Origin of the sequence: Rehaibacterium terrae, assembly GCF_014202935.1 — a bacterium.
GTDB lineage: Bacteria > Pseudomonadota > Gammaproteobacteria > Xanthomonadales > Xanthomonadaceae > Rehaibacterium > Rehaibacterium terrae.
Genome location: NZ_JACHHX010000003.1, coordinates 1 through 11,886, shown reverse-complemented (window position 1 = coordinate 11,886; position 11,886 = coordinate 1). Strand labels below are relative to the sequence as shown.

The following is an 11,886-nucleotide window of genomic DNA, read 5'->3' as shown; positions in this document are numbered from 1 at the left end:
GGATGTTCCTCAAGGTTCCCTCCCGCAGACCGCCGCCGCCACGCTGGGCCAGCCCGCTGCTGGTGCTGCTGTGCATGGCCGGCTTCTTCTGGCTGGTCAGCCTCGACGGCGAGGCCGCGCGCCGCGCCATGCTGTTGCGCTGGGGCGCGGTGTCCGGCGCGCTGCCGGCGACGCCGGCCGAGTGGTGGGAGGCGCTGACCGGCGGCCGGCTGCTGAGCCTGCTCACCGCGCTGTTCGTGCATGCCGACTGGAGCCACCTGCTCGGCAACATGCTGTTCCTGGTGATCTTCGGCCTGCCGGCCGAGCGCGCCACCGGGCCGTGGCGCTTCCTGCTGCTGTACCTGCTCGGCGGCGCGCTGGCGAACCTCGCCGCCGCCGCGCTGATGGACGCGCCGAACCGGGTGATCGTCGGCGCCAGCGGCGCGGTGTCCGCGGTGATCGGCGCCTATCTGGCACTGTTCCCGCGCGCGCGGCTGGGCATCGTGGTGCCGCTGGGCCTGTTCCTCGAGTTCGTGCGCGCGCCGGCCTCGCTGCTGATCGGCATCTGGGCGCTGCTGCAGCTGCTGTTCACCTTCGTCGGTCCGGCCTTCGGTGCGGTGGCCTGGTGGGCGCATCTGGCCGGCTTCATCTTCGGCGTGATCTTCGCCATGCTCTCGCGCCCGGCGATCGCCAGACGGCTGCGGGCACACTGAAGGGGCGCCCTATAATCGCGTCATGTCCGCGAAGAAACTCTACAAGGTCACCTTCCTCAACCACGGCAAGGTCTACGAGCTGTACGCCCGGCACGTCGCCGGCAGCGCGCTGTGGGGCTTCACCGAAGTCGGCGAGCTGGTCTTCGACCTGGGCGAGTCGGTGGTGATCGACCCCACCGAAGAGCGCCTGCGCGACGAATTCGCCGCGACCAGGATGCTGCACCTGCCGATGCAGAGCATCGTCCGCATCGAGGAAGTCGAGCGCAAGGGTCAGCTCACCATCCGCGATGCCGCCACCGGCGAGAGGGTCGTCACGCCGTTCCCGCTGCCGTCCAGGCCGAAGAGCTAGCGTCCCATTGGTAAACGCACATCCCGTGTGTCTGTCGGGTCACGCGTGCGTCGCATGCCCGGACGTGTGCGGCCGCTTCGCGGCCGCGCCTGGCTTCAATTGAGCCCGAGCGACCAATCGCTTGCAGCGATCGATCCGCAATGCGAGCCGCCCAGGGCCCGCCAGGCAGGCTGTTTTTTCGACCGCCTGCCTGCCGGTGTCGCGTGACGGGTGCACGACGCGCCAGGCTTCGACACGCCGACCCGTCGCCTGCCGTCTCGCTCCCGACAACGCGCGCCCCGCTACTCGGACGCCCACCACATCCAGAACTCGTCCATCAGCCGGCGGAAGAACCCGCCCTCGGGCACGGCCTCGAGTGCGACCAGCGGCTGCTCGACCACGAGACGGTCGTCGAGCCTCAGGCGCAGGGTGCCGATCGGCTGCCCGGCCGCGATCGGTGCGACCAGGGTGGTCGGGACGTCCATCTCGGCCCTGACCTGCTCGTAGCGGCCGCGCGGCACGGTCGCCAGCACCGGCTGGGCGACGCCCAGGCGCACCTGGTCGGTCGCGCCCTTCCACACCTTGTACTCGGCGACCTGCGCGCCGGCTGCGTAGACCTGGTGGGTCTCGAAGAAGCGGAAGCCCCAGTTGAGCAGCGCCTGGCTGTCGTCGGCGCGCTGCTTCTCGCTGGTCGAGCCCATCACCACCGCGATCAGCCGCTGATCGCCGCGCTTGGCCGAGCTGAGCAGACAGTAGCCAGCGCGCGAGGTATGGCCGGTCTTGATGCCGTCGACGCTGTCGTCGCGCCACAGCAGGGTGTTGCGGTTGTGCTGGCGGATGTTGTTGAAGGTGAATTCCTTCACCTTGTGATAGGCGTAGGCCTCGGGGAAGTCGCGGATCATCGCCTGCGCCATCAGCGCGATGTCGTGGGCGGTGGTGTAGTGGTCGTCGTGCGGCAGGCCGTGGGCGTTGACGAAGTGGGTGCCGTTCATGCCCAGCTTGCGCGCGTACTCGTTCATCAGCGCGGCGAAGGCCTCGTGGCTGCCGGCGACGTGCTCGGCCAGCGCGATCGAGGCATCGTTGCCGGACTGCACGATCATGCCGTGCAGCAGGTCCTGCAGCCGGACACGGCTGCCCAGCGGCAGGAAGCTGGTCGAGCCGTCGGTGCCGGCGCCACCGCCACGCCAGGCGTTCTCGCTGATCTGGACCTGGTCGTCGGCGCCGACCTTGCCGGCCGCCATTTCGGCGGCGACCACATAGGAGGTCATCACCTTGGTGATGCTGGCCGGTTCGACGCGGGCGTGGATGTTCTCCCCGGCCAGGATCTGGCCGCTGGCGTAGTCCATCAGCAGCCAGGCGGTGCCGGTGACGCTCGGCGGCGGCGGTACCGGTGCCGGCCCGGGTGCGGTGGCCGGCGCGGCGGGACTTGGCACGGGCTGAGGAGTCGGCTGCGCGAACGCAGTCAGGGTGAGGGCGGCCAGCCAGGCGGCGAGGAAAAGTCGGCGATACATCATTGCGGTTTCCGGTTTCGCTGGAGCCGGCCGTGCGGACCGGCGGATGGAAGGGAACTCATTCGCTGAGCAGGCGCGGGCTGCCCATGCCAAGATCACGCAATCGGGCACCGAGCGCCTCGGCTTCGGCGGCGCTGACCGGGCCGACACGCACGCGCCAGACGCGGCGGCCATCGACCTCGGCGGGACGCAGCTCGACCGGCCCGATGCCGGCCGACTCCAGCCGTGCCGCCAGCCGCTGGGCATTGTCGCGCTCGCCGAAGCTGCCGACCTGCAGCCAGCGCGACGCGGCGACCGTCTCCGACCCGCGCGTCGCGCGCTCGCGCACCACGCGCCGTGTGCTGCTCCGCGCGGGCCTGGCCTTCACCGACGCCGCGCTCGCGGCCACGTCGTCCGGATCGATCGCGCGCACCTCCACCGGCGCGGTGCCCTTGGCATGTACGCCGAGCTTGAGCGCGGCGACATAGCTCAGGTCGATGATCCGCCCCTCGTGGAACGGCCCGCGATCGTTCACCCGCACGATGATGCTGCGCCCGTTCTCCAGATTGGTGACGCGCACATAACTGGGCAGCGGCAGGGTCTTGTGCGCGGCGGTGAACTGGCACATGTCGTAGGGCTCCAGGCTCGACGTCGGCCGGCCGTGGAACTTCTGCCCGTACCAGGAGGCGATGCCGCGCTCGACGTAGCCGCGCGCATCCTCCATGACGTGGTAGGTCTTGCCGAGCACGGTGTAGGGCGAGCGGTTGCCGTAGCGGGCGCGCGGCTCGGCGCGCGGCACCGGCTCGGGAATGCGGCTGAGGTCCGGCGGCCGGGCCGGGCCGCTGTCGCGCTGGCCGGGACGGTACAGCCCGCCCGGCGTGTAATCGGCCTCGCTGTGCTCGTAGATCACCGCGCAGGGATCGTCGCCGCTGGCCTCGCCCAGCGGCGTGGCGAGCGGCGCGGACGCGACGGGTGGCGCGGACGGTTTCTTAGGCGCACGCGCGCAGGCGGCCAGCAGCAGGCTCAGCGCGATCAGCGCCAGACGCGCGCTCATGGCGCCGGGCGGCCACCTTCGCCGGCGGCGATCGCCTCGGCCAGCTGATGCACCGCCATCGCGTACAGCGGCGAGCGGTTGTAGCGGGTGATGACGTAGAAATTGCGGAAGCCGATCCAGTGCTCGGGACCGGCATCACCTTCCAGCGTCACCAGGGTGGCGCGTTTGTCGTGCCCGATGCCGCCCTCGGGGACGTAGCCCTTGCGGCTGAGTTCGGCGACCTCGAACTTGGGCTCCAGCGTGCCGGCGACGAAGCTCTCGGCGTCGGCGGCAACCTGCGCGCGCACGGCCACCGGCTGACCCGGCTCCCAGCCGTGGGCGACGAAGTAGTTGGCCACCGAGGCGAACACGTCCGGCAACGAGCCGAACAGGTCGCGGCGGCCGTCGCCGTCGCCGTCCTTCGCGTAGGCGCGGTAACTGGAGGGCATGAACTGGCCCCAACCCATCGCGCCGGCGTAGCTGCCCATGAGCGAGGGAATGTCCAGCCCCTCCTCGTTGGCGAGCGCGAACAGATGCGCCAGCTCGCTGCGGAAGAAACTCTGACGTGGCGGGTAGTGGAAGCCCAGCGTGTACAGCGCGTCGATCACACGGTGGCTGCCGGTGATGCGGCCATAACTGGTTTCGACGCCGAGGATGGCCACGATCAACGCGGCCGGCACGCCGGTCTCGGCCTCGACCCTGGCCAGTGCCTCGCGATGCTCGGCCAGGAAGGCGCGGCCGTCGGCGATGCGGCGGTCGGTCAGGAAGATCGGCCGGTAGGCCTTCCACGGCCTGGCCTCGGCCGGCCGGGTGATGGCGTCGATGATGCTCTGACGGTACCTGGCCTCGCCCAGCATCGCCTCGACCTTGGCACGCTCCACCCCGTGCGTCCTGACCACCTCGTCGATGAAGGCACGGCGGGCCTCGTCGGCGGCGGCCGGCAGGGCGAGACACAGGGCGAAGACAGGCAGCAGGCGCAGGGGATTCATCACGGTCTCGATGGCGTATTCGCGGGAAATTTACCACGCGGGCCGCGCCCGCCCCAGCGCGGCCGCACCGGCGCGCGGCCGCGATTCACCACCAGCTCAGGCGCCCGGCTCAGGCGCCCATGAAACGCTTGTGCGCGCGCACCGCCATCACGATGCCGAAACCGGCCAGCAGCGTGACCGCCGAGGTGCCGCCGTAGCTGAGCAGTGGCATCGGCACGCCCACCACCGGCAGCAGGCCGGAAATCATCCCGCCGTTCACGAACACGTAGACGAAGAACGCCAGCCCGAGCGCGCCGGCCAGCAATCGCGAGTAGGTATCGCGGGCTTCGGCCGCGATCCACAGGCAGCGTCCGACCACGAACAGGTACAACCCGAGGGTGACCACCACGCCGACCCAGCCGAACTCCTCGGCCAGCACGGCGAAGATGAAGTCGGTGGTCTGCTCGGGCAGGAAGTCCAGATGCGCCTGGGTACCCTGCCCCCAGCCCTTGCCGGTCAGTCCGCCGGAGCCGACCGCGATCTTGGACTGGATGATGTTCCAGCCGGTGCCGAGCGGATCGCTCTCCGGGTCGAGAAAAGTGAGGATGCGGTGACGCTGGTAGTCCTGCAGGAACTGCCAGGCGACCGGCAACGCGGCCAGTCCCAGGCCGGCGAGCAGACCGATGCGCCACCAGTGCATGCCGGCGAGGAACACCACGAATGCGCCACTGGCCGCGACCAGCACGCCGGTGCCCAGATCGGGCTGCAGCATGATCAGGCCGAACGGCAGGCCGATGATGGCCGCGCAGGCCGCCAGCGCGCCCCAGCCCGGCGGCAGCGGCTGCCGGTGCAGCAACCAGGCGGTCATCATCGGCACGGTCAGCTTCATCAGCTCGGCCGGTTGCAGGTAGACCACGCCGAGATTGAGCCAGTGGCGTCCGCTGCGGCCGGTGCCGAACACCGGCACCAGCGCCAGCAGCAGCACGGTGGCGAGGAACAGCCACGGCGTCCACAGCCGCAGCTTGGCGGGCGGCACCTGCGCCAGCAGCAGCAACGCGCCGAGGCCGACGGCGAAACGCATCGCCTGCGGATAGAGCAGCGCGACCTGCTCGCCACCGGCGCTGTGCAGCACCGCCAGGCCGATACCGAGCAGGGCCAGCAGCGCCAGCAGCAACGGCAGGTCGATGGCGGCGAGGAAGCGGCCGGCCAAGTCACGAAGCAGGCAGGTCAACGGGTTCATTCGCGCCGCTCCCGCAGCAGCCAGGCGTCGAATATGCGCCGTGCCACCGGCGCGGCCGCGCGCGAACCGGAGCCGCCGCTCTCGACCACCAGCGCCAGCGCGACCTGCGGATCGTCGGCCGGCGCAAAAGCGATGAACAGCGCGCGGTGACGCAGGTGGAACGGCAGCTCGTCCAGGTTCAGGCTGGCGTCACCGCGGCGGGTGACACGCTGCGCGGTGCCGGTCTTGCCGGCGATCAGGTAGTCCAGACCGGTCGCCTCGGCACGTGCGGTGCCGGTTGGGCCGTGCATCACCGCGACCAGACCGTCACGCACGGCCTCGATGTGACGGACATTCGCCGTCACCCGCTCCGGCGCCGGCTGCGGCTCGGGCACCGGCTCGGTGCCGAAACCGCGCTGGGTCGCCCGCAGCAGGTGCGGCCGGTGACGCCATCCGCCGGCGGCGAGGATGCTGGTGGCCTGCGCCAGCTGCAGCGTGGTCGTCACCCAATAGCCCTGGCCGATGCCGGCGATCACCGTCTCGCCCGGGAACCAGGGCTGGTTGCGCGCGCTGCGCTTCCACTCGCGCGAAGGCAGGATGCCGCTGGCCTCGCCGCTGAGATCGATGCCGGTTGCCCGGCCGAAGCCGAATTTCGCCATCTCCGCGCTCAGGCGGTCGATGCCGATGTCCAGGGCCAACTGGTAGTAGTAGGTGTTGACCGACTGCGCCAGCGATTCGCGCAGATCGACCCAGCCGTGACCGCCACGCCGCCAGTCGCGGTACTCGCGATCCTGACCGGGCAGGCGGAATGCGCCGTCGGAAAACGTCCTGTCTTCCGGTCGGCGCAGGCCGAGCTCGAGGCCGACCAGCCCGATGAACGGCTTGATCGTCGAGCCGGGCTCGTAGCCGCCGAGCACGGCGCGGTTGAACAGCGGTCGCGAGGGCGAATCGACCAGCGCGCGATAGTCGGCATGCGAGATGCCGTTGACGAACAGGTTGGGGTCGAAGGCGGGCAGACTGACCAGGGCGAGTACTTCGCCATTGCGCGGGTCCATCACCACCGCCGCGCCGTGCTGGCCGGCGAAGGCCTCGACCACCGCCGCCTGCAGCTCGGCGTCGATGGTCAGGAACAGGTCGTGGCCGGGCCGTGCCGGAATGCGGTTGAGCACGCGGATGTCGCGGCCACGCGCGTTCTGCTCGACCTGTGCGTAGCCAATCTCGCCGCGCAGCCGATCCTCGTAGTAGCGCTCGATGCCGGACTTGCCGACATGGCTGAAGGCGGCCAGGCGGCTGTCGCCGAGCCGCTGCAGGTCGTCGGCGTCCATCCGGCCGACGTAGCCGACCACGTGCGCGAACAACTCGCCGTGTGGGTAGCGGCGGGTCAGGTAGGGCACCGCATCCACCCCGGGGAAGCGGTGGCGGTTGACCGCGAAGCGCGCCACTTCCGCCTCGCTCAGGCGCAGCTTGAGCGGCACCGGGTGGAAGCTGCGGGTAGCGCGTCGCGCGGCCTGGAAGCGCTCGATCTCGTCCTGGCTCAACGGCAGGATCCCGGCCAGGCCCTCCAGCGTCGCTGCCATGTCGCGCACCTGCTCGGGCACCACCTCCAGGCGGTAGGCGGGCACGTTGTCGGCCAGCAGCCGGCCATTGCGGTCGTAGATCAGCCCCCGTGCCGGCACCACCGGGCGCGGCTTGATGCGATTGGCCTCCGAGCGCGTGCGGTACTCCTCGTGCATCGTCACCTGCAGGCGGAAGTACCAGCCGGCCAGCAGCATCAGCCCGAGCGTCACCAGCACGAAGCTGACCAGCGCGCGCCGCCGGAACGCCGCCGCCTCGGCGTAGGCATCCTTGAGCGGTCGACGGCGGAGGCGCTTCATGACTCGCGGGCCCGGCCGCGCAGACGCAACTCATCCAGCAGCAGGAACAACCACGGCCACAGCAGCAGCGCCGTCAACGGGCTCAGCCAGAACGCCAGCGGCGGCAGCGTCTCGCCACTGAACAGCCTCACCGCCGCCGCAATGACACGGTCGTTGAGCAGGAGCGCGAACACGGCCGATGCCTGCTGCCACAACGGGAAGAAGCGCAACCGCGGCCGGAACCGCTGCACGATGAAGGCCAGCATCACCAGCCGCAGCGCCTGCTCACCAAACAGCGTCCCGAAGACGAGATCGGCCACCAGCCCGATGCCGAAGGCCATCCCCAACCCGGCACGCTCCGGCGCCTCCAGCAGCCAATAGATCAGCACCAGGCCCAGCCAGTACGGCTTGAACGGGGCCAGCAGCTCGGGCATGGGCATCAGGCCGAGCAGCACGGCCAGCCCGAGGCTGCCGTAGAACAGGATCCCGCTGCCGCGCAGGCGACTCATGGCCGGTGCTCCGCCGTGCCGGGAGGACCGACCTCGGTCTCCGCCGGCACGTTCCACACCAGCAGCACCTCGCCGCGGCGGTCGAGCGCCGCCGCCGGCCGCACCTCGGCGACGGCGAACAGCCGGGTCTCGTCGGGCTCGACCCGCAGCACCTCCCCCACCGCGAATCCGGCCGGATAATTGCCGCCGATGCCCGAGGTCACCAGCCGGTCGCCCGGACGGATGTCGCCGCTCTGCGGGATATTCGGCACGCGCAGACGGTCGCGCTCGCCGGTGCCGTAGGCGATCAGCCGCAGGCCGCTGCGCACCACCTGCACCGGTACCGCGTGGTCGGGATCGGTGATCAGCAGCGCGATCGAGCGCCGGCCGGTGAACTCGACGATCTGGCCGACCACCCCGTCGGCATCGATCAGCGCCTGACCCGGACTGACCCCGTCGCGACTGCCGACATCGAGCACGACGCGGTGGCGGAACGGATCGAGATCGACGTCGAGAATCGTCGCCAGCTGCACGCTGACAAGGTAACCGCGCTTGCCGTCGAGCAGCTCGCGCAGACGGTGGTTCTCCTGCGCCACCGCCTCCAGCCGACTCAGACGCGCGTTGGCCAGCAGCAATTGCTCGCGCAGACGGGCATTCTCGTCGACCAGTGCAGCGCGGCTGACCAGCCCTGCCCGCGCGGCATGCGCGATGCGGGCCGGCGCCGCCGCCATCCAGTACAGCGGCTCGACCAGCAGCCCCGCGTGCTGACGCACCGAGGTCAGCCAGCCGCCACGATGATCGGCCACCATCAGCAGCAGCGCAGCCGCGAGATAGCCCAGCAGACGCAGCGTACCTGCTGCGCCCTCGCCGAACCGTGCGTTGCTCGAACTCGCGTAGGCCAAGGCGACCGATCACCCGGGCACGCGCGCGGCATGCCTCTGTCCTGTCTCGAAATGGAAGCGCTGGCGCGTCGCCATCACTCCGGCGCGAAGAATTCGTTGCCGTGCATGTCGACCAGCTCCAGCGCCCGACCGCCTCCCCGGGCGACGCAGGTGAGCGGATCGTCGGCGACATGCACGTGCAGACCGGTCTCCTCGGAGATCAGCTTGTCCAGATCGCGCAGCAGCGCGCCGCCGCCAGTCAGCACGATGCCGCGCTCGGCCACGTCGGCGCACAGCTCCGGCGGGGTCTGTTCCAGCGCCTGCTTGACCGCGCTGACGATGCCGGACAGCGGCTCGTGCAACGCCTCCAGCACCTCGTTGGCGTTGATCGTGATCATGCGCGGCACACCCTCGGCGAGATTGCGGCCGGAGACCTCGATCTCCTTCACCTCGGTCTGCGGGAAGGCACAGCCGATCTCGATCTTGATGCGCTCGGCGGTAGCCTCGCCGATCAGCGTACCGTGGCTGCGGCGCACGTAGTTGATGATCGCCTCGTCGAAACGGTCGCCGCCGATCCGCACCGACTGCGAGTAGACGATGCCGTTGAGCGAGATCACCGCGACCTCCGAGGTGCCGCCGCCGATGTCGATCACCATCGAGCCGCGCGCCTCGTGCACCGGGATGCCGGCGCCGATCGCCGCGGCCATCGGCTCCTCGATCAGATACACCTCGCGCGCGCCGGCCTCCTCGGCCGACTCCTTGATTGCCCGCCGCTCGACCTGGGTCGAACCGCAGGGCACGCAGATCAGCACCCGCGGGCTGGGCCGCAGGAAACGCGACTTGTGCACCTTGCGGATGAAGTGCTTGAGCATCTCCTCGGTGGTGGTGAAATCGGCGATCACGCCGTCCTTCATCGGCCGGATGGTGACGATGTTCCCCGGCGTGCGGCCCAGCATCTGCTTGGCCTCCGCGCCCACCGCCGCCACCGACTTCGGCGACCCCGGGCTGCGGTCCTGCCTGATCGCCACCACCGACGGTTCATTCAGGACGATGCCCTGGCCACGCACATAGATCAGCGTGTTCGCCGTGCCGAGGTCGATGGAGAGGTCGTTGGAGAACCAGCCGCGAAAGGTCTTGAGCATGTGGGAATCGTCGCTGAAAAGAGCGCTCAGGAAGGTCGGCTAGCCTAACAACGCCCCCTTGACCCGGCAAGGAAAAATCTCGTGAATCCGGTGCCTGGGCGCGTTCTGCGCGGTACCATGTCGCCCGCCGCCGTCCCGCGCGGCATCCCCCACCACGGAGCCTTTCCGCCCGATGTCTGCCCTGATCTGCGGCTCGCTCGCCTACGACACCATCATGGTGTTCCAGGACCAGTTCAAGAACCACATCCTGCCGGACAAGGTCCACATCCTGAACGTCTCCTTCCTGGTGCCGCGGATGCGGCGGGAGTTCGGCGGCTGCGCCGGCAACATCGCCTACAACCTCAAGCTGCTCGGCGGCGATCCGATCCCGATGGCCACCGTCGGGCAGGACTTCGGCCCGTATCGCGAACACTTCGAGGCCTGCGGGATCACCCTGGACCATGTCAAGGAAATCCCGGACCTGTACACCGCCCAGGCCTTCATCACCACCGACCTGGACGACAACCAGATCACTGCCTTCCATCCCGGCGCGATGATGCGTTCGTACGAGAATCACGTCCGCGACGTGCCTGGCGTGAAGTTCGGCATCGTCGGCCCGGACGGTTACGAGGCCATGCTGCAGAACAGCCGCGAATTCGCCGAGTTGGGCATCCCGTTCATCTTCGATCCCGGCCAGGCCATGCCGCTGTTCAACGGCAAGGAGCTGACCACGATGATCGAGCAGGCCACCTATGTGACCGTGAACGACTACGAATCGAGCCTGCTGCAGGAGCGTACCGGCCTGAGCACCCGCCAGATCGCCGAGCGTGTGAAGGGCTACATCATCACCCGCGGCCCGAAGGGCTCCGAAATCCACAGCCGGGACGGCGAGCTGCACATTCCCCCGGCCAACGCCATGCGCGTGGTCGACCCGACCGGCTGCGGCGACGCCTATCGCGCCGGGCTGATCTTCGGGCTCATGAACGGCATGGACATGGCCACCACCGGTCGCATCGCCTCGTTGATGGGCGCTCTCAAGATCGAGCACCTCGGCCCGCAGAACCAGCGGTTCGATTACGAAGAATTCGCCGAACAGTTCCGTCAGCAGTTCGGCTACGCCTTGCGTTGACCACTCGCTGCCGCCACCGCAAGCGCAAGTTCCACAGCTAATCGCGTAGGGCATTGATTTGCCTGACAGCAGGCAGGCAAAAATGACGCCACAGGGACGTCAGGCGGGCCGCCACCCCCCAGACCCCGGACAAGCCCCTGGCGATGACCTGTTGCGGGTCGCGCTGCGCGCAAAAGTTAAAGGGGCCAACCCTTTGGGATCGGCCCCTTTGGGGTAAAGCCCCTGGCGATGACCTGTTGCGGGTCGCGCTGCGCGCCAAAAGCGAAACCCCCAGCGGGTGGCTGGGGGTTTCAGGGTAAAGCCCCTGGCGATGACCTACTCTTGCATGGCTTGGGCCACACTACCATCGGCGCGTGTGCGTTTCACTTCCGAGTTCGGGATGGGATCGGGTGGTTCCACACAGCTATTGTCACCAGGGAGAGGGTGGAGGGTCGCGGTCTGCGCGCAGGGATCTGCAGGCGGTCGCGCCACACTCGCATGGGGACTTGGGACGTAGCAAGGTTTTCGACAACGGTCGACGTGGTCGCCGAGGTCAAGGCGGCTTCTGTGGAAAGTCCGGCCGGGGATGGCCGGGCTGTTGCGGAGGGGTCCGCATCGAAGCCACTTGAGGTTATATGGTCAAGCCGCACGGATCATTAGTACTGGTTAGCTCAACGCATTGCTGCGCTTACACACCCAGCCTAT

11 protein-coding genes and 1 rRNA gene are annotated in these 11,886 nt (G+C 69.2%); 3 read left to right on the top strand and 9 right to left on the bottom strand.

Annotated features, from left to right (window positions below):
* The first annotated feature begins 2 nt into the window (after window positions 1–2).
* Window positions 3–692: a rhomboid family intramembrane serine protease gene (locus HNQ58_RS02590; RefSeq protein ID WP_183947232.1), complete on the top strand. Its 690-nt coding sequence runs from the start codon at window positions 3–5 to the stop codon at window positions 690–692.
* 22 nt (window positions 693–714) lie between these two features.
* A complete protein-coding gene (locus HNQ58_RS02585; RefSeq protein ID WP_183947231.1) occupies window positions 715–1,041 on the top strand; it encodes a DUF1820 family protein in 327 nt (108 codons plus the stop codon).
* A 281-nt stretch (window positions 1,042–1,322) separates the two neighbouring features.
* Here the strand turns inward: HNQ58_RS02585 and HNQ58_RS02580 are convergent, their stop codons facing one another.
* From HNQ58_RS02580 to HNQ58_RS02545, 8 genes are all read right to left on the bottom strand, one after another.
* On the bottom strand, window positions 1,323–2,531 hold the full coding sequence (locus HNQ58_RS02580) for a D-alanyl-D-alanine carboxypeptidase family protein (protein ID WP_425504137.1): 1,209 nt from the start codon (window positions 2,529–2,531) through the stop codon (window positions 1,323–1,325).
* 58 nt (window positions 2,532–2,589) lie between these two features.
* Entirely contained in the window at window positions 2,590–3,564 is a 975-nt protein-coding gene (locus HNQ58_RS02575) for a septal ring lytic transglycosylase RlpA family protein (RefSeq protein WP_183947229.1), read from the bottom strand.
* Window positions 3,561–4,532: a lytic murein transglycosylase B gene (gene mltB / locus HNQ58_RS02570; protein WP_183947228.1), complete on the bottom strand. Its 972-nt coding sequence runs from the start codon at window positions 4,530–4,532 to the stop codon at window positions 3,561–3,563. The genes HNQ58_RS02575 and mltB overlap by 4 nt, the downstream gene beginning before the upstream one ends.
* 109 nt (window positions 4,533–4,641) lie before the next feature.
* Window positions 4,642–5,751: a rod shape-determining protein RodA gene (gene rodA, locus HNQ58_RS02565; RefSeq protein WP_183947227.1), complete on the bottom strand. Its 1,110-nt coding sequence runs from the start codon at window positions 5,749–5,751 to the stop codon at window positions 4,642–4,644.
* The gene (mrdA, locus tag HNQ58_RS02560) at window positions 5,748–7,604 is read right to left on the bottom strand and encodes a penicillin-binding protein 2 (RefSeq protein ID WP_183947226.1); all 1,857 of its coding nucleotides are present in this window, start codon (window positions 7,602–7,604) and stop codon (window positions 5,748–5,750) included. The genes rodA and mrdA overlap by 4 nt, the downstream gene beginning before the upstream one ends.
* Window positions 7,601–8,092: a rod shape-determining protein MreD gene (gene mreD, locus HNQ58_RS02555; protein ID WP_183947225.1), complete on the bottom strand. Its 492-nt coding sequence runs from the start codon at window positions 8,090–8,092 to the stop codon at window positions 7,601–7,603. Before mreD ends, mrdA begins: the two co-directional genes overlap by 4 nt.
* The gene (gene mreC / locus HNQ58_RS02550) at window positions 8,089–8,973 is read right to left on the bottom strand and encodes a rod shape-determining protein MreC (protein ID WP_183947224.1); all 885 of its coding nucleotides are present in this window, start codon (window positions 8,971–8,973) and stop codon (window positions 8,089–8,091) included. The genes mreD and mreC overlap by 4 nt, the downstream gene beginning before the upstream one ends.
* 74 nt (window positions 8,974–9,047) lie before the next feature.
* Window positions 9,048–10,094: a rod shape-determining protein gene (locus HNQ58_RS02545; protein WP_183947223.1), complete on the bottom strand. Its 1,047-nt coding sequence runs from the start codon at window positions 10,092–10,094 to the stop codon at window positions 9,048–9,050.
* Window positions 10,095–10,266: 172 nt separating this feature from the next.
* On the opposite strand from HNQ58_RS02545, the gene HNQ58_RS02540 reads away from it, so the two are divergent.
* Window positions 10,267–11,202, top strand: a complete 936-nt coding sequence (locus tag HNQ58_RS02540) for a carbohydrate kinase family protein (protein ID WP_183947222.1) — start codon at window positions 10,267–10,269, stop codon at window positions 11,200–11,202.
* A gap of 302 nt (window positions 11,203–11,504) precedes the next feature.
* Here HNQ58_RS02540 and rrf read toward each other — a convergent pair.
* A 5S ribosomal RNA gene (rrf, locus tag HNQ58_RS02535) occupies window positions 11,505–11,619 on the bottom strand.
* Between the last annotated feature and the right edge of the window lie 267 nt (window positions 11,620–11,886).

Bases quoted from the DNA above. Each gene is read 5' to 3' on its own strand.
- HNQ58_RS02590 (WP_183947232.1), top strand. From the start codon at position 3: ATGTTCCTCAAGGTTCCCTCCCGCAGACCGCCGCCGCCACGCTGGGCC.
- HNQ58_RS02585 (WP_183947231.1), top strand. From the start codon at position 715: ATGTCCGCGAAGAAACTCTACAAGGTCACCTTCCTCAACCACGGCAAG.
- HNQ58_RS02580 (WP_425504137.1), bottom strand. From the start codon at position 2,531: ATGTATCGCCGACTTTTCCTCGCCGCCTGGCTGGCCGCCCTCACCCTG.
- HNQ58_RS02575 (WP_183947229.1), bottom strand. From the start codon at position 3,564: ATGAGCGCGCGTCTGGCGCTGATCGCGCTGAGCCTGCTGCTGGCCGCC.
- mltB (WP_183947228.1), bottom strand. From the start codon at position 4,532: ATGAATCCCCTGCGCCTGCTGCCTGTCTTCGCCCTGTGTCTCGCCCTG.
- rodA (WP_183947227.1), bottom strand. From the start codon at position 5,751: ATGAACCCGTTGACCTGCCTGCTTCGTGACTTGGCCGGCCGCTTCCTC.
- mrdA (WP_183947226.1), bottom strand. From the start codon at position 7,604: ATGAAGCGCCTCCGCCGTCGACCGCTCAAGGATGCCTACGCCGAGGCG.
- mreD (WP_183947225.1), bottom strand. From the start codon at position 8,092: ATGAGTCGCCTGCGCGGCAGCGGGATCCTGTTCTACGGCAGCCTCGGG.
- HNQ58_RS02545 (WP_183947223.1), bottom strand. From the start codon at position 10,094: ATGCTCAAGACCTTTCGCGGCTGGTTCTCCAACGACCTCTCCATCGAC.
- HNQ58_RS02540 (WP_183947222.1), top strand. From the start codon at position 10,267: ATGTCTGCCCTGATCTGCGGCTCGCTCGCCTACGACACCATCATGGTG.